At 38.1% G+C, this 16164-nt stretch carries 17 protein-coding genes; 7 read left to right on the top strand and 10 right to left on the bottom strand.

The annotated features are described in order from the left end of the window. Positions 1-8: 8 nt before the first annotated feature. The 4 genes from GFH30_RS08440 to glyA all read right to left on the bottom strand — a co-directional run bounded on the left by GFH30_RS08440 (position 9) and on the right by glyA (position 4026). Entirely contained in the window at positions 9-1148 is a 1140-nt protein-coding gene (locus GFH30_RS08440) for a toxic anion resistance protein (RefSeq protein ID WP_153371811.1), read from the bottom strand. A gap of 16 nt (positions 1149-1164) precedes the next feature. Then, on the bottom strand, positions 1165-1956 hold the full coding sequence (locus GFH30_RS08445; protein ID WP_153371812.1) for a tellurium resistance protein: 792 nt from the start codon (positions 1954-1956) through the stop codon (positions 1165-1167). A gap of 269 nt (positions 1957-2225) precedes the next feature. After that, entirely contained in the window at positions 2226-2630 is a 405-nt protein-coding gene (gene rnk / locus GFH30_RS08450; RefSeq protein ID WP_153371813.1) for a nucleoside diphosphate kinase regulator, read from the bottom strand. Between the two features lie 142 nt (positions 2631-2772). Beyond that, positions 2773-4026: a serine hydroxymethyltransferase gene (gene glyA / locus GFH30_RS08455; RefSeq protein WP_153371814.1), complete on the bottom strand. Its 1254-nt coding sequence runs from the start codon at positions 4024-4026 to the stop codon at positions 2773-2775. A gap of 262 nt (positions 4027-4288) precedes the next feature. On the opposite strand from glyA, the gene GFH30_RS08460 reads away from it, so the two are divergent. The 3 genes from GFH30_RS08460 to GFH30_RS08470 all read left to right on the top strand — a co-directional run bounded on the left by GFH30_RS08460 (position 4289) and on the right by GFH30_RS08470 (position 6156). After that, on the top strand, positions 4289-4732 hold the full coding sequence (locus GFH30_RS08460) for a hypothetical protein (RefSeq protein WP_153371815.1): 444 nt from the start codon (positions 4289-4291) through the stop codon (positions 4730-4732). Between the two features lie 80 nt (positions 4733-4812). Further along, on the top strand, positions 4813-5511 hold the full coding sequence (locus GFH30_RS08465; protein ID WP_153371816.1) for a putative quorum-sensing-regulated virulence factor: 699 nt from the start codon (positions 4813-4815) through the stop codon (positions 5509-5511). Between the two features lie 288 nt (positions 5512-5799). Beyond that, positions 5800-6156 (top strand): hypothetical protein, encoded by a 357-nt coding sequence (locus tag GFH30_RS08470; protein WP_153371817.1) that lies wholly within the window; start codon positions 5800-5802, stop codon positions 6154-6156. A 64-nt stretch (positions 6157-6220) separates the two neighbouring features. Here GFH30_RS08470 and GFH30_RS08475 read toward each other — a convergent pair whose 3' ends face one another. Continuing rightward, positions 6221-6445 carry a hypothetical protein gene (locus GFH30_RS08475; protein WP_153371818.1) on the bottom strand — a complete coding sequence of 75 codons (225 nt, stop codon included), beginning with the start codon at positions 6443-6445 and terminating at the stop codon, positions 6221-6223. 470 nt (positions 6446-6915) lie between these two features. On the opposite strand from GFH30_RS08475, the gene GFH30_RS08480 reads away from it, so the two are divergent. After that, positions 6916-7455 carry a serine O-acetyltransferase gene (locus GFH30_RS08480; RefSeq protein ID WP_153371819.1) on the top strand — a complete coding sequence of 180 codons (540 nt, stop codon included), beginning with the start codon at positions 6916-6918 and terminating at the stop codon, positions 7453-7455. A 57-nt stretch (positions 7456-7512) separates the two neighbouring features. Here GFH30_RS08480 and GFH30_RS08485 read toward each other — a convergent pair whose 3' ends face one another. Further along, entirely contained in the window at positions 7513-9714 is a 2202-nt protein-coding gene (locus GFH30_RS08485; RefSeq protein WP_153371820.1) for an OsmC domain/YcaO domain-containing protein, read from the bottom strand. Positions 9715-10152: 438 nt separating this feature from the next. Between GFH30_RS08485 and GFH30_RS08490 the strand changes: the two genes are divergently transcribed. Then, a complete protein-coding gene (locus GFH30_RS08490; RefSeq protein WP_153371821.1) occupies positions 10153-11088 on the top strand; it encodes an AEC family transporter in 936 nt (311 codons plus the stop codon). Here GFH30_RS08490 and GFH30_RS08495 read toward each other — a convergent pair. After that, the gene (locus GFH30_RS08495) at positions 11077-11973 is read right to left on the bottom strand and encodes a LysR substrate-binding domain-containing protein (RefSeq protein ID WP_153371822.1); all 897 of its coding nucleotides are present in this window, start codon (positions 11971-11973) and stop codon (positions 11077-11079) included. The genes GFH30_RS08490 and GFH30_RS08495 overlap by 12 nt on opposite strands. A gap of 130 nt (positions 11974-12103) precedes the next feature. On the opposite strand from GFH30_RS08495, the gene GFH30_RS08500 reads away from it, so the two are divergent. Next, on the top strand, positions 12104-13510 hold the full coding sequence (locus tag GFH30_RS08500) for an aspartate ammonia-lyase (RefSeq protein WP_153371823.1): 1407 nt from the start codon (positions 12104-12106) through the stop codon (positions 13508-13510). Between the two features lie 64 nt (positions 13511-13574). Here GFH30_RS08500 and GFH30_RS13370 read toward each other — a convergent pair whose 3' ends face one another. From GFH30_RS13370 to GFH30_RS08515, 3 genes are all read right to left on the bottom strand, one after another. Next, complete coding sequence (locus tag GFH30_RS13370) at positions 13575-14045, bottom strand: transposase (RefSeq protein ID WP_196779981.1); 471 nt, start codon at positions 14043-14045, stop codon at positions 13575-13577. Continuing rightward, a complete protein-coding gene (locus tag GFH30_RS08510; RefSeq protein ID WP_171501076.1) occupies positions 13993-14388 on the bottom strand; it encodes a transposase family protein in 396 nt (131 codons plus the stop codon). The genes GFH30_RS13370 and GFH30_RS08510 overlap by 53 nt, the downstream gene beginning before the upstream one ends. Before the next feature lie 109 nt (positions 14389-14497). Next, entirely contained in the window at positions 14498-15415 is a 918-nt protein-coding gene (locus tag GFH30_RS08515; RefSeq protein ID WP_153371825.1) for a LysR family transcriptional regulator, read from the bottom strand. 219 nt (positions 15416-15634) lie between these two features. On the opposite strand from GFH30_RS08515, the gene GFH30_RS08520 reads away from it, so the two are divergent. Then, complete coding sequence (locus tag GFH30_RS08520; RefSeq protein WP_153371826.1) at positions 15635-16072, top strand: hypothetical protein; 438 nt, start codon at positions 15635-15637, stop codon at positions 16070-16072. Positions 16073-16164: the final 92 nt, after the last annotated feature.

The following is a 16164-nucleotide window of genomic DNA, read 5'->3' on the forward strand; positions in this document are numbered from 1 at the left end:
AGCCCAATTCAAGAGGATGAACTTTGCTTGCCCGATCCTGCATTTTCAATCACCAAATGATTTAAATTTTGTTGCAGGGCTTTTAAACGTGTGGTTGCTTCAGTTCGCTTTTGCATGCCTTCTTTTTGAATCTGAATCACATCGTTCACTGTATTAATGAGGGTATTTTGAACATGTTCAAGGGTTTCAATATCAATCACGGAACGTTGATTGGCTTTTGCCGTATCGACTGAGTTTTGATGCAACAAATCGGCATTACGACGCAGCAATTCATTGGTGGCATCATCAATCGTATTGGCAAGCTGTACGCTATTTTTTTGCTCATTCAGCGAAATGGCTAAACTGATTTGGTTTTTCCATGCCGGTAAAGTAATGTTTTTAATCGCATAAAACTTATCCACCAACATCAAATTATTCGATTGAATAATCCGAATCATGGGTAGGGTTTGCATGGCAGATTGTTGTAAGACTTCTAAGTCACTGACTCGTTTTTCTAAGTTATTGGTAAGATGATTAAGATCATAGATTTTTTGGGTAGTGCTTTGATCTTGTGGCAATGCCGTTAGTTCTGCAATCTCATGTTGTAGTTCTTGTTCACGAATCCGTCCTGCTGCGATATGAATACCTAGTTGCTTATATTCATCTTGCACGCCTTCAAACATTTTATCTAAAGTACCAACGCGCGCTTTTAAGCCACTTTGCGAGCTTTCAATTTCTGTGACCAATGCATCAATCTGCTCTTTGGTGGTATTAAAATGGGCATCAAAATTTTGTTTTGCACCTTTAAACTTACTGAGTAACCCACCAATAAAACCCGAGCTTTTCTTTTTATTTAAAATACTTGAAGTATTTAACTGTTGTGCAACTTGTACCACTTGATTGAGTTTTTGACCTGTTGTATCTAAGTCCTTGTTCTGGACTAAGTTGAGTAGCTCGTCAGTATAAGATGAGGTTTTACTGGCAATGTTTTTGCCATATTCCGCCACAGTGTTATGACTCATGTCTTGTAATTCTTTACGTACAGCCATCACCTCTTGAAAATCGCTAGACTGTAAACCGAGCGCTTTCAAATCCATATATTGAAACTTTTGTTCAGCAAGTTCTGTTGTGCTTTCGATGGGTAAATTCACGAATTCAGATTGAGTCATATTGCACCCTAAGTTGTTATGTTTTCGAAGATTTCTCGAGCGATTGTCTTAATGTTTTAATTAACTTTTCTCGACTATTATCAAGGTTATCCAGATCATTTGTCGAGTGTTTCATTTGGCTTTGTTTTACATGATATTGCCATGCGGGAATTAACACTTGCTGTGCCTCTTTAAAGCGATCAAGCAAACTAAATGATAACTGCTGTGACAGTTGCATCTGGGTAATCGCAATATCATTACTGGCTTGCAGCGTTTTTAAGGTATAGATTCTTTTCGAAAGGCGTTCTTTAAAACTATCTAATGGGTGTTGATTCGGCACAAATTGCGGATACTCAGTTAAAAATTCTTCAGCAGCGACCACATATTTCGCCATTTGCTCACGTAAACCTATCAATTGCTGAAAACGTGCTTGTGATTTTTGAATCTCAATTTGCAGTTTACGGCTCAAGTGATTGGCTTGATTGAGCAGTCGATCTAAATTTTTATAATATTCGACCTGACTCGAGCCAAAGTCGAGATCAATTCCGAGCCATTTTTGCAGCGCATTAAACTTTTTTTTCTTTAAAATTTTCTTTGAATCTGCCAAAGATTGGATTAATTTTTCAATGGTTTGACTCAGTTGCTGAGTTAAATGCGGATCAACACCATTTAACAATACGGACTGCGCTTGAATGAGTGAGTCTGCATAATGATTCAGTTTATATTGATCATTCAGTAAAGGCACCAATTGCTCACGTTTCAGCTGTAAAATTTCTGTCGCATCGACCGTGATTTCTTGAATAGGCACCAATACAGCAAGTTGTGACATAAACGCAAAGCCTCATGATTTCCTCTCATACTACGTCTTTTATAACAGAGTTCCTGTAGATTTTTGCAAATAACACGCATCATTCAAGCATATATTTCCTGTAATTTGAGAGAAGCGCTCACCTAAACTACTTAACCTAACACTCTAATTTCAATAAAATAAAACTCTATTTATCTTAAATATTCAAATAAATTAATGCTTTTAACGCGCATTAAAAAGCCCCATCATTCGGGGCTTTTTGATCAATATCTGTTTGACTGAATCATGGCTTATAAATAATCGCCTTCGCGCTCTGGCTGATACAACACTTTTTCAATTTTCACTTTCATGAGCTGACCATCGGGTTGCGGCCATTCAATCACTTGCCCTTCCGCTAGACCTAAGATAGCAGCACCAATCGGTGCAAGCACATTCACCTGCCCATCGATACCTTTGAAGTCATGCGGATATACCAATGTCACTTCGGTTGGCATTTTAGCATCTGCAATACTGACTTGTACCCGTGCATTCATGGTCACGACATTGCTCGGAATATCTTGTGGCTTTACCACATCAGCACGTGCGAGCTCATCTTCAAGTCGTTTCATGGTTGGCGTCAAAGTCGCTTGATTTTCCAACATGGTTTCTAAACGATTTAGGTTTTGTTCAGATAAAATTAAAGAAGGCTTATTCATTCTAAAATGTTCCTTATTCTTTTGTTCTTTATACATTCTACGTAGTTATATACGATGTATACATGCAGATACACCACAAAAATGTATCCATAAAAAAAGCCTCCTAAAAGGAGGCTTTTTCCTTAACGAAAGCCGTTAAAACTTATTTTGCGTAAACTGGGAATTTCGCACAAACTGTTTCAACTTTCGCTTTAACCGCATTAATCACGGCTTCATCACCTTTCGCATCTAGGATATCAGCAATCCAAGCTGCCAAATCACGTACTTCAGCTTCGCCGAAACCACGTGTTGTTACCGCTGGTGTACCAATACGGATACCAGAAGTCACAAAAGGTGAGCGTGGATCGTTTGGTACAGAGTTTTTGTTCACAGTAATGTGAGCTGCACCTAACCAAGCATCCGCTTCTTTACCTGTAATGTCTTGTTTGATTAAAGACAATAGGAATAGATGGTTTTCAGTCCCACCAGATACAACGTCATAACCACGTGCCATTAATACTTCAGCCATTGCTTTAGCATTAACAACCACTTGTTTTTGGTATTCTTTGTATTCAGGTGCCATTGCTTCTTTGAAGCAAATTGCTTTCGCTGCAACCGCGTGAACCAAAGGACCACCTTGGTTACCAGGGAATACTGCAGATTGAAGTTTTTTCTCAATCTCTTCGTTCGCTTTCGCTAGGATTAGACCTGAACGTGGACCACGAAGTGTTTTGTGCGTTGTTGTGGTTGTTACATCAGCAATTTGTACTGGGCTTGGGTAAACGCCAGCAGCAACCAAACCTGCAACGTGTGCCATATCAACAAATAGATAAGCGCCCACTTTGTCCGCGATGTCACGGAAACGTTGCCAATCTACAATTTGGCTATACGCAGAGAAACCAGCCACGATCATTTTTGGCTTATGTTCAACAGCTAAACGTTCAACTTCCTCATAATCGATCTCACCTGTTTCAGGGTTTAGACCGTATTGAATCGCGTTATATGTTTTACCAGAGAAGCTTACTTTAGAACCGTGCGTCAAGTGACCACCGTGCGCAAGACTCATACCCAAAACTGTGTCGCCTGGGTTAAGAAGTGCTAAGTAAACTGCTGAGTTTGCTTGAGAACCAGCATGCGGTTGAACGTTTGCATAATCAGCACCGAAAAGCGCTTTAGCACGGTCAATTGCCAATTGTTCAATAACGTCTACATATTCGCAGCCGCCATAGTAGCGTTTGCCTGGGTAGCCTTCTGCATATTTATTCGTAAGTTTTGATCCTTGCGCTTCCATGACTGCTGGTGAGCAGTAGTTTTCCGAAGCAATAAGTTCGATGTGCGCTTCTTGGCGAGCATCTTCTTGTGTAATCGCTTGAGCGATTTCTGGATCAAATTCAGCAACTGAGATATTGGCAAACATTAGCGAGGTCCTATTAAATTAGGGCTTTTAAGCCGTGCTAAGATTGGCGCGTATTGTAGCATGAAGTTTCAGTTTTACGACCATGATCTTTGCTCAGTTTTCTATAAATTTATTTCATTTTAAACATTCAGATCACTCATAAGTGGTCAAATCAAATGCTTGAATTAAAAATAGAGATTTTAAATCCTTCAATTTTAAAACGTATATCGTATAATTTTAAAACACCTTGTTGCACTCACATGAACGAATATAAAAATATCCAATGCTCGCACTTTTATTTTTCTTTATCCTCGGCTTGATTTTAGGTTATGCCTTTCGCAGCATGCAATCTGAGCCAACGAAGCCTAATACCATTCGACGCTATCAATCACAAATGACGCATCAACAAAAGCTATATCTGAAAAGTATGCATCAAACGGATAGTGATCGTATTCGTGAGTTAAATAAACTTTCTAGTAATCAAAGTATTTTTTTACGTTTACTAAAACAGACCTTTATCGATTTTGACATTGCAGTAAAAGATAATCGTTTCATTGTGCTCGATCGTGATTATTTTCCCATGGCGATCTTTGAATACCGTGATGGTCAAGTGCCAATGAAACTGATTGATCAGGAAGATGGACTACCCTTGCATCTCTATAAAGCTATGATTTCATCCGATGAACTCAAAAAAGACCATTCCGCGCTAATTTATGCAGCAAATTAAACTTTTATGCGTGTTTGACGAATCATTTTTTTAAAATTATCGTTAATATGAGATATCTCTCAATATTATGGTGCTAGTCAATGCAGGCAATTATTCTCGATACCGAAACCCATACACTCAATGGTCAGCCGATTGAAATTGCTTATGCGCCTGTCGAGATCAACAATCATAAAATCAGCTTAGATAAAAGCCGCCTGTTTGACCAACTGTATAGTTGTGATGAACCGATCTCTTATGCAGCCATGGCGGTGCATCATATTTTAGAATCCGAATTGGTCGGTAAACCGCATTATTCTACTTTTCAGCTTCCGAGTGAGACCCAATATATTATTGGTCATAATATTGACTATGATATTCGTGCTTTAGAAAAATGTGGTATCGATTCCACCCCAATTAAAGCCATTTGCACACTTGCTCTCGCACGCGTGGTGTGGCCAGATGCAGAAGCGCACAATATTTCTGCACTTATCTATATGATTACCAAAGGCAGTGAACGTGCACGCGACATGATTCGTAAGGCACATCGTGCCGATATGGATATTATTTTAACGGCAAATATTTTAATGCATATTGTGCATCATCTGAAAATTAATAGCATTGAAGAGCTTTATGCAGCCTCTGAAGATGCACGTATCCCTCGCACGATTAACTTTGGTAAACACCGCGGGACTGCAATCGCTGACTTGCCTGCGGATTATGTACAATGGCTCATGCGTCAAGAAGATCTCGACCCTTATCTACGTAAAGCTTTGGAAAATAAAGCGATTGTAACGCTTTAATTGTAAATATATTTAATATCATCTAAGGCATTTCTTTTAGTGAGAGCTGCCTTTTTGATGTCCGTCTTCATCCGCTTATCTTAGCTCAGCCCCTGTTAGTCTTTAAACAAATGATATGAGTTGTTTTAGCAATCAATAATATGCTTTAAAAACAACTAAAATATTGATATTTATAAAAATAGATAAAATAGATTTATAACCAATTTCTTTGATCAAGACCTAAATCGTATATCTGCATGACGTCAAAACACCGATAACATCTCTCATAGAAGTGTTCGAGTGATTGCCATGTATTATGCTTTAGAATTTGATGATTGTGATAATCCGATGTATCTCAAAAAAGTAGGCAATTGGGTGATTACTTTTTTAAATGCGCAAGACTCAAACTACTCGATTCAGCTCGCGATGACCACAGTATTACCGCGCAGTGCCGATTCAGGAATGCAACTTCGTCGCATTATTTTGCAACAACATAAGCTGCCAAATCACTGGTGCATTCATCACATAGAATGTTTCGATAGTACATTGAATCAAGAATGTGTTTATGCGGCATCAGAGCCTGTTGCACAGAAAGCCATTGAACGTGTTTTAAAAGAATTTGAACGTTATGATGTCTGCATAAAGCTCAAAGAGATGAATGAATAGTTTCTTTTCCACAAGAAAAAAACTCACCTAAATGGTGAGTTTTTTTATGAAAGACGACTAGTACTTAGTTGACTTCAACCACACGATAAATACTTGGAGAATGTTGGCTTTCAAATAATAATTCGATACTCGGTAAAATGATTTCATCGCCAATCACCACATGTTCAATTTTTTGCAGTAACTTTTGCATCTCAAGTGAATCATGTTCTGTATCTTGTGGCAGTACCGCTTTTGCATTAATGATTTGGCTAAATTGGTCTTTTACTTTTATATCAATCATCTTTTTCATTTGATATCTCCTTCTCTTATCCAAAATCAAATTTTTTATAACATGCTTTCGGCATAATCGATGCCTATAAAATTGTTAGATTTTTTAGCAATGTTAATATCATGAAGCTTATTTATCATAAGTGATTGTTTTATTAAGTTTTCGATAAATTGTATGACAAAATATAAAAAAAGCTCGCATTGCTGCGAGCTTTTTGTTGGATGGCTAGTGCTAGATTTGTTGCCTGTCAAAACAAGCTCAACTAACTGTCATTGATCCGTCCAACTCTTCAGTAGCGTCCTAGTTCAATGACCTACTGTAGTTTTAATATAAGCAACATTTTTTCCTGCCGCAAGCCTCTTTTACATTTCTAAAAGAACATTCATACATAATTCAAATGGAGTTTTTTAGGGTTCATTTTATAATTATGCACTGTTTGATTGGCTCAATTTAGCGCAAAATAGTCCCTTCTCTTTTTCTCATTCGATCTTATGCTTTGGCAATTGATTTTAAGCGATTTATATCGCTATACAGGCAGCACCTCTTTTAAAGCTTTACTTAAAACTTATCTATTTAATCGTGGTTTTAATTTTAGTGTTTGGCTACGCATTGCCAGTCAGAAATCTTTTATGGGTAAATGCGCCTACCCTATTTTTTATTATAAGAAGAAGAAATACGGCATTGATATTCACTGCACGACCCAAGTGGGTTATGGCTTATTCATTGGACATGGTGGTCCGTTGGTGGTGAATCCAACAACCATTATTGGTAATAACGTCAATTTATCGCAGTTCACGACAATTGGTGCCAACGGCGGCCGTCAAGCCGCCACGATTGGCGATAATGTCTATATCGGTCCCAATGTTTGTATTATCGATGACGTCAACATTGGTAATAATGTCACCATCGGTGCAGGTAGCGTGGTCACTAAAGATATTCCTGAGAATGCTACGGCGGTCGGAAATTATGCCAAAGTCATTCATTATGACAATGCAGCACAATCGGTGAATCGTCGTTGGATCATTCAGTAATTTAAGCCATAAAAAAGCTCCCAGTTGGGAGCTTTTTTATGAATGTAGCTTTAAAACTTATTGCGCAGCCACAAATTTTGCACGAGCCGCATGCAATTTCTTATAACTGTCGATCAGACGTAAATGACGGTCTAAACCTTCAAGTTTCATACTGGTTTCAGTCAAACCATAGAATTTGATTGAACCATCTACAGAACCTAATACGGCGTCCATACGTTCATCACCAAACATACGGCGGAAGTTGTGTGCGTATTCTTCAAGTTCCATGTCATCATCAAGCATGACTTCAAGTACCACGTTCATGCATTGATAGAACAAGCCACGCTCAACCGTATTGGTGTTGAACTGCAAGAATGCTTCGACTAAATCTTTCGCTTCTTCAAACTGTTGCAATACTACATAGATCAACAATTTCAGCTCAAGAATCGTCAGTTGACCCCAAACCGTATTGTCATCAAATTCCACACCAATCAAGGTTTTGATTTCGGTGTAATCATCTGAATCACATTCTTCTAAACGTTCAACCAAAGCTTCAAGCTGCTCGTCGTCTAAACGGTGAATATTCAAGATATCTTCACGGTAAAGAAGTGCTTTGTTGGTGTTGTCCCAAACCAAGTCTTCAACCAAGTAAATTTCTGAATAATCAGGCACAAGAATACGGCAAGCGGTTGCACCAAGATGCTTATAAACCGCCATATAGACTTCTTTGCCCATTTCTTCAAGAATGCCAAACATCGCAGCAGCTTCGTCAGCATTCGAATTTTGACCATTATTGGTGAAGTCCCACTCCACAAATGCATAGTCAGACTTCGAGCTAAAGAAACGCCAAGATACGACACCGCTCGAGTCAATGAAGTGTTCTACGAAGTTATTCGGTTCAGTCACTGCATTTGAACTAAAAGTAGGTTTAGGTAGATCATTTAGACCTTCAAAACTACGACCTTGTAGAAGTTCCGTTAAGCTACGCTCAAGTGCAACTTCGAAGTTTGGATGTGCACCAAATGAGGCAAATACACCGCCTGTACGTGGATTCATTAAAGTCACACACATCACAGGATATTTGCCACCGAGTGATGCATCCTTAACTAAGACTGGGAAGCCTTGCTCCTCAAGCCCTTTAATACCCTCAACAATTTTTGGATATTTGGCAATCACAGACTCAGGTACATCTGGCAGGGTAATTTCCCCTTCCAAAATTTCACGTTTTACGGCACGTTCAAAGATTTCAGACAGACACTGAACTTGGGCTTCTTCTAAGGTATTGCCCGCACTCATACCATTGGAAAGATATAAATTCTCAATTAAGTTCGATGGGAAATAAACCGTTTCACCATCAGACTGACGTACAAAGGGCAATGAACAAATGCCACGTTCAGTATTGCCTGAGTTGGTGTCATATAAATGCGTACCTAAAAGCTCTTCTTCAGGATCGTAAATTTCCAACGTGTATTCATCGAGAATTTCTTTTGGCAATTCACCATTTGGACCCGGTTTAAACCATTTCTCATCTGGATAATGCACAAATGCTGCATTGGCGATGTCCTCACCCCAGAATTGATCGTTATAGAAGAAGTTACAGTTTAGACGCTCAATAAATTCGCCCAAAGCAGATGCCAAGGCACTTTCTTTGGTTGAACCTTTACCATTGGTAAAGCACATTGGAGATTGTGCATCACGAATATGTAATGACCACACATTCGGCACGATATTACGCCAAGATGCGATTTCAATCTTCATACCCAAACCTGCCAAGATGGCAGACATATTGGCAATCGTATCTTCTAAGGGTAAGTCTTTACCCGGAATAACTGTTTTTTGCTCAGAAGCCAACGAAGGCATCAATAATGCTTGCGCATCTGCATCAATACTTTCGACTTGTTCAATAATAAATTCGGGACCGGTTTGAATCACTTTTTTCACGGTACAACGGTCAATTGAACGCAGAATTCCTTGACGGTCTTTTTCAGAAATATCGGCAGGCAATTCAACCTGAATCTTAAAAATCTGTTTGTAACGATTTTCAGGATCGACAATATTATTTTGTGACAAACGAATATTATCGGTCGGAATATCACGCGCCAAGCAATACACTTTGACAAAGTAAGCTGCACACAGTGCTGAAGATGCTAAGAAATAATCGAATGGACCGGGAGCTGAGCCATCCCCTTTATAACGAATCGGCTGATCAGCGATGACGGAGAAATCATCGAACTTCGCTTCTTGGCGAAGATTATCGAGATAATTAACCTTAATTTCCATGCGGGCACCTAATGGGCTTGTTGATTATTATTGATCAACAAGTGTTTGAATCTGTTTGAATAAGCCGTATCACGGAGAAATTTTGACTTAAAATAGGGCGTTAGGGTTAAATCAAAGCTGCCAAATCTGCAGCCGACACTAACAAGAATATGGCTATTATAGTGTTATTTTAAGGAAATGATAACGCTCGGGTGGTTGTGTCGATTTTAAAATGTATGCATCGAATGAAATAGCGTGGCTAGATCGCTTTGAATGTTCAGCTGATCGTTAAAATGCGTATTCAGTACCGCTAGAGAAAATTGATGATGCAAGCTTAATATTGAATAAACCTGAAAATTATATTTTCTCATTTTTCGAGATAAATCCTATACTTTTCCATTAAAAATAAGCACAATATTCAACCAATAAATTGCAACTTTCAAATAAATAGAAATACTGATGCTCGACATTATTCGCCTTATTATCCCTATTTTTATCACGATTTTACTTGGCTATTTGACTGTATCTTTTGGTTTATTGAACAAAGATCATTTTAAAGCGATGGGTTTATTTGTCATTAAAGTTGCCCTGCCTTGTATGTTGATCGTGAGTATTTCCTCTCAAGACTTTACTACATTACTACAAGTCCCTTATTTGGTCAGTTTCGGCTTGGTATCGTTTGTCGTGTTTAGCATTGCTTTATTCATTTACTTTAAATTATTTAAGCAATCTTTGACGCATGCCAGTGTGATGGCAATGGGAAGTTCGATGTCAAACACGGGCTTTATTGGCAGTGGCTTACTGTATTTATTTTTAGGAGAGAAAGCTGCCATTTATTTTGGTATGTCCTTTTTACTTGAAAACTTTATTGTCTTTTTACTGTTTTTAATCTGTTTAGAAATCGGAAAATCCAAAACGACATTTAAGAATATTCTTAAATCTGGCATTTTAAGCATTATTCAAAATCCGATTGTCATCGCGCTGTTCCTTGGCTTTGTATTCAGTGCATGCGACATTGTATTGCCGCACATACTCATCAAAGCGCTACAACCGATTGGTCAAACCGCTATGCCATTAGGTTTACTGGTGATTGGCGGCAGCTTGTATGGTATTTCAATCGCGAGTCAAAGTAATTTAGCACGCGATGCAATGATCATCTCCACACTGAAACTTATTCTGATGCCGCTTTTGGTCTATAGCTTATTCCTACTGTTTCCGAGTGCAGATGCGGAAATGATCTTTGCTGGCACCTTACTCGCGAGTGTTTCGATGGTCGGGATTTTTGCAGTATTTGGTCAGCAATATGAAATGCAAAAAGTACCCGCCATCTTATTGATTTGTACGTTATGTTCGATTCTCAGTTTAAGCACTGTGATTCATTTTTTACATGTTTAAATCATGTGATCTCGACTGTAATAATTGCTCCCAAAAGTAATTCACATTGTCGGGATCATTCATTTTATGCTTTAAAATATAAATGTGATTATTGAAACTGTAGGTTGAATCAAAACTCACTAAGCTGCCCGCTTTTAATTCTTTTTCCACAATGGATGATGGTAACCATGCGATGCCCAGCCCCTGCATGACCAACTCACGTAAATCTTGTGCATTATCAGCTTCATACAGTTTTTTATATTTTAAATGTTTGAGTTTGTGATCAACAAAGCCTTTTAGAAAAGTTTCAGGTCCATATGCCAACAAAGGAAAAGGTTGATGAATATCATATTTTGCTTGATTTCCATCTTTGACACTGACGGGAATGACTTGAATTTCACTTAATTTAATATGCGCTAAAATCTGTGGATTCAAGGTTTGAATCAAATCTGCATCGCCATAACAAATTAGAAAATGACAAGCACCTTGCATCAGCTTTTTCAATCCTTCCCACAAATTGACACTCGATATTTCATAATGAATACCTTGCATCGAACTGGGTAAAGAACTGATAAATTTTGGTAAAAACTGAGCAATCAGCGAATGTGAGATCGCAATTTTAATACTGCCCTGTTGTTCTTGTTGTTGTTCATTGAGTAAGTGCAGCGTGTCATCCAATTGGCTTTTAATGCTCTTTGACGTCCGCAGTAAGATGCGACCCGCTTCGGTAAAATTCACATATTTACTATCACGATTAATCACATTAAAACCAAGAAGATCTTCTAAGTGCTGAATTCTTCGTGTAAATGACGATTGACTCACGCAGCGCAATTCTGCCGCTTTCGAAATTGTGCCCTCTGTTTCAAGGGCAATCAAATCTTCAATCCAGCGAATTTCTAAGCTCATGTTGCATCTTTAAATAAGTTCATTTTGCAAATATGCATTAATTGAATAGCTTGTGCAATAAATGCATTAGAGAATATTTCAAAACGTTTCTAGTATGAAGCTATCTCTTAAAAACACTGGCTTTTGCAACATGAATCAATTCCTCAATCATCGCTTAGAAAAAGATTTAATTGGAGAAATGTATATTCCAGAACAGTTTTATTTTGGCATTCAAACCCAACGTGCCTTACAAAACTTTGACTTAAGCCATAATAAACTCAGCCAATATCCACTTTTTATTCAATCACTTGCATGGGTAAAACTAGCATGTGCTAAAGCAAATTTGCAATTAGGTCATTTAAGCCAAGAGAAATACACAGCCATTGAATATGCTTGCCAACAGATCATTGAAGGTCGCTATCACGATCAATTTGAATTGGATATGTTACAAGGTGGTGCTGGCACATCCACCAATATGAATATGAACGAAGTCCTTGCCAATATTGCTTTAGAATATATGGGACATCAAAAAGGTCAATATCAGTATTTACACCCCAATAATGACGTCAATATGGCGCAGTCGACCAATGATGTGTATCCCACTGCCATTAAAATGGCTTTGGTGCTAATGATTGACCAATTGGAAAAACCATTTCAAAACTTAATTAATGGATTTGCAGCAAAAGCTAAGCAATTTGAGCATGTCCTTAAAATGGGTCGTACCCAATTACAAGATGCCGTTCCCATGACTTTAGGGCAAGAATTTCTCGCTTTTTCAAATACTTTAGCCAAAGATCTTAAATTAATTAAAAACCTTGTTCCGCAAAGTTTATATCAAGTGAATTTAGGTGGTACAGCGATTGGAACTGGATTAAATGCATCAAAAGCTTATCAAGAAATTGCTGTCGCTGAACTAGCAACATTGATCCAACGCCCCATTCAAAGTGCAGATGATTTGATTGAAGCGACTTCAGATATGGGCGAATTTGTCTTATTGTCTGGTTTACTAAAGCGTACTGCCACCAAGCTTTCTAAAATTGCCAATGACTTACGTTTGCTTTCGAGTGGTCCCCGTACAGGCTTTGGCGAGATTCAACTTGAAGCGCGTCAAGCAGGCAGCTCCATCATGCCGGGCAAAGTCAATCCGGTTATTCCTGAAGCGTTGAATATCAGTTGTTTTGAGGTCATTGCCAATGATTTAGCCGTCACTTTGGCTGCCGATGCGGGTCAACTACAACTCAATGCAATGGAGCCATTAATTGCATTTAAACTGTTTGAATCTATTGATATTTTGAACAATGCTATGCGTATGTTCCAAGAAAAATGTGTGGTGAGCATTCAAGCCAATACAGCGCATTGTCAACATTTGGTCGAAAACTCGATTGGCATTGTGACCGCTTTAAATCCTTATTTAGGTTATGAAAATACCACACGCTTGGCACAAACGGCTTTCCGAGAAAATCGTAGTGTCATTGAATTGATTCGTAGTGAAGGTTTAATGACCCAGCAACAAATTGAAGAAATTTTATCTATTCAAAATATGACACAACCTGTTTAGATTCAGCTATCTATAAAAAAGCCCCATAGATTGGGGCTTTTTTTAAATAGAGTTCTTTCATAAGTCATTTTTTACTCAGTTCCATGTTATAGACTCCAGCAATTAAATTGAATCTTAAGCCTAGTCTTTTGCCTCGATTACGATATCGCTCGGCAAGTATTTTGAAGGTCTTCAAACTGCCAAATACATGCTCAATCCCAATTCTTCTTTTATTGATTTCTTGATTGTAAACTTTTAGCTCGAGATCTAGTTTGCAGCGCTTTTTTGCTTTTAATGGCAATAGACTATTTGGATACACTGCGTAAATCCCTTGATAGCCTTTATCTGCAAGGATAAAAGACCCTTTAGGAACCTGATTTAAATTGCGTTTGAATAGCTCGAAATCATGTACAGCACCACGACTCGTGCATAAACTCAGAACTTGCCGAGTTCTATAATGGATAATGGCTTGAACTTTAAAAGTATGTGCCTTCTTCTTGCCACTATAGCTTTTCTTCTGTTTTTTTAGGCCTTTGTATTGGGATTTCTGTGGCATCTACGATCACCACATTCCAGTCAATACCTTCGCCTTCAGGCAAATTCTTAGGTAAATTGAATAGATTGGACTTGATTAGACAATCCTCTACATGGCGAACGATTCTTGAAGCAGTAGGCTCTGACACGCCATAACTTGTTGAGACATGAAATAAAGTTCGGTATTCACGCCAATAGCTCAGACAGAGTAAAACCTGATCTTCTACACTTAATTTAGGTGGTCTACCTTTTGCAGGGACATGCATTTTCAGTTGTTCAACCATTAAATCAAAGGTTGAACATGAGATGCCTGTATATCGCTTAAACTGTGTTTCAGAAAGCTTCTTCGAATCGATGTATTTCATCCGCAAATTATGCATGAATATTCAAAATTCTTCGGTACAAATAATCAGCAAAAGATAGAGCGTTTTTTGATTTATGAAAGAGATCTAATGGAACGCACACAAAAATATTTTATTGATAATACTGCGTGCGCTTTTTTGAAAAACGTTCTAATGATTTTAAGAACCCTTCAAAATAATCCTTTTGCTTTTCTTCACTTCTAAAACCGGCATACAGTGTGCGACGTAAGCCTTCCGCTGCCACACAATCAAGACGGCGCGATGTGACCCACCCTTTTTGTTCATATTCATTCACGACCCAATCTGGCAGTGCAGCAATCCCTCGCCCACTCGCGACAAGTTGAATCAGCATTTGCGTTAAATCGGTGGTACGAATACTTTTGGGTTGAATATTGGCAGGAATAAACAGGCGCGACATGATATCCAAACGGTGCTTATCTACCGGATAAGTCACCAAAGTTTCTTCAGCCAATTCTTGCACGGTAATCTCTTTCACACGAACCAAAGGATGGGTATTTGATAACACCAAGCGCGATTCATATTCAAAAATTGGGAAATATTCAATGCCTTTTAATGCAATGGGATCTGCGGTAATGAGTAAATCAAATTCGCCTGTTTGCAGTAATTCATGCGGATTTGCTTCGAAACCTGAAGCAAAATCTAAATCAACATCTGGATATTGAATACGATATTGATTTAATAGTGGCATGAGCCAATCAAAACAACTATGACACTCAGAAGAAAAAACTATTCGCCCTGTTTGTCCATGCACAATACGTGAAATATCAGATTGGGCAATTTGCACTTGCGGCAATATTTCATCTGCCAATTTCAATAAACGTTGACCGACATTAGAAAAACTCACAGGTCGGGTTTTCCGATTGACCACTTCTACGCCAAACCATTGATCCAACTCGCGTAACTGATGTGACAATGCCGAGGGTGTTAAACATAAATCGCCTGCTGCTGCGACCAATGAACCATGTTCTCGAATTGCAGTTAAGGTCTTAAGGTGGCGGAGTTCAATCATCAGGTATCCAAGCGTATTGCTATAACAAAGTCTGCATATGCATAGGATACCCGATTTAGATAAAAATATTCATTAATAATTTTATTAGATGAATATTCCTCATCTCACACTAAGAACTCTATTTTACTTAATATCCCTTATGTTAAATGGTGATTTAAAGCTCTTTGCTAAAGTAGGTATAGTAGTAATAATTATTGAGTAAATAAGAGAATTAAGCTAATGAAATACTCAAAAGAAAGAATACTAAAAGCCCTACTGCTTGCTCCATTACCATTACTTTTCTTTGCCGCATTGCTCTTTATCATAATGAATCATGAATATAGCCTTTATTCAATTTTTGTGGTTTTTGTAGGGCATGGTCTTGTTTACTTAGCTTATTGTATTTTGACTGTACCTTTCAGCTTTATGTTCTCAATTCTTTTAAATCGTTATAGCATCCTTAACCTGCTAACCATCTGTATTAGTGCTCTAATTATTGCTGCACCTTTTTTTATTCTTTTCGGATGGAGCCATACAGGAGAAATTTCAAAAGAATGGTGGAAGATGTATACCAATACATGGACTATTCTTATGGCTTTATTCCCTGGCTTATGTTATTGGCTATTTCTGATTACCCTAAATGATAAAAAATCAAAAACTGTTGAGCAAATGACTTAGAGTGAAATTCTTAAATATTCCTAAAATCAACATAATCAAGTATAGCCACTTCAGCTTTTTTGAAGAATTTTTCATGTTCCATGCCTATTTAT

It is taken from the genome of Acinetobacter wanghuae (genome assembly GCF_009557235.1).
In the GTDB taxonomy this organism is placed as follows: Bacteria; Pseudomonadota; Gammaproteobacteria; order Pseudomonadales; family Moraxellaceae; genus Acinetobacter; species Acinetobacter wanghuae.

Bases quoted from the DNA above. Each gene is read 5' to 3' on its own strand.
- GFH30_RS08440 (WP_153371811.1), bottom strand. From the start codon at position 1,148: ATGACTCAATCTGAATTCGTGAATTTACCCATCGAAAGCACAACAGAA.
- GFH30_RS08445 (WP_153371812.1), bottom strand. From the start codon at position 1,956: ATGTCACAACTTGCTGTATTGGTGCCTATTCAAGAAATCACGGTCGAT.
- rnk (WP_153371813.1), bottom strand. From the start codon at position 2,630: ATGAATAAGCCTTCTTTAATTTTATCTGAACAAAACCTAAATCGTTTA.
- glyA (WP_153371814.1), bottom strand. From the start codon at position 4,026: ATGTTTGCCAATATCTCAGTTGCTGAATTTGATCCAGAAATCGCTCAA.
- GFH30_RS08460 (WP_153371815.1), top strand. From the start codon at position 4,289: ATGCTCGCACTTTTATTTTTCTTTATCCTCGGCTTGATTTTAGGTTAT.
- GFH30_RS08465 (WP_153371816.1), top strand. From the start codon at position 4,813: ATGCAGGCAATTATTCTCGATACCGAAACCCATACACTCAATGGTCAG.
- GFH30_RS08470 (WP_153371817.1), top strand. From the start codon at position 5,800: ATGTATTATGCTTTAGAATTTGATGATTGTGATAATCCGATGTATCTC.
- GFH30_RS08475 (WP_153371818.1), bottom strand. From the start codon at position 6,445: ATGAAAAAGATGATTGATATAAAAGTAAAAGACCAATTTAGCCAAATC.
- GFH30_RS08480 (WP_153371819.1), top strand. From the start codon at position 6,916: ATGCTTTGGCAATTGATTTTAAGCGATTTATATCGCTATACAGGCAGC.
- GFH30_RS08485 (WP_153371820.1), bottom strand. From the start codon at position 9,714: ATGGAAATTAAGGTTAATTATCTCGATAATCTTCGCCAAGAAGCGAAG.
- GFH30_RS08490 (WP_153371821.1), top strand. From the start codon at position 10,153: ATGCTCGACATTATTCGCCTTATTATCCCTATTTTTATCACGATTTTA.
- GFH30_RS08495 (WP_153371822.1), bottom strand. From the start codon at position 11,973: ATGAGCTTAGAAATTCGCTGGATTGAAGATTTGATTGCCCTTGAAACA.
- GFH30_RS08500 (WP_153371823.1), top strand. From the start codon at position 12,104: ATGAATCAATTCCTCAATCATCGCTTAGAAAAAGATTTAATTGGAGAA.
- GFH30_RS13370 (WP_196779981.1), bottom strand. From the start codon at position 14,045: ATGCCACAGAAATCCCAATACAAAGGCCTAAAAAAACAGAAGAAAAGC.
- GFH30_RS08510 (WP_171501076.1), bottom strand. From the start codon at position 14,388: ATGAAATACATCGATTCGAAGAAGCTTTCTGAAACACAGTTTAAGCGA.
- GFH30_RS08515 (WP_153371825.1), bottom strand. From the start codon at position 15,415: ATGATTGAACTCCGCCACCTTAAGACCTTAACTGCAATTCGAGAACAT.
- GFH30_RS08520 (WP_153371826.1), top strand. From the start codon at position 15,635: ATGAAATACTCAAAAGAAAGAATACTAAAAGCCCTACTGCTTGCTCCA.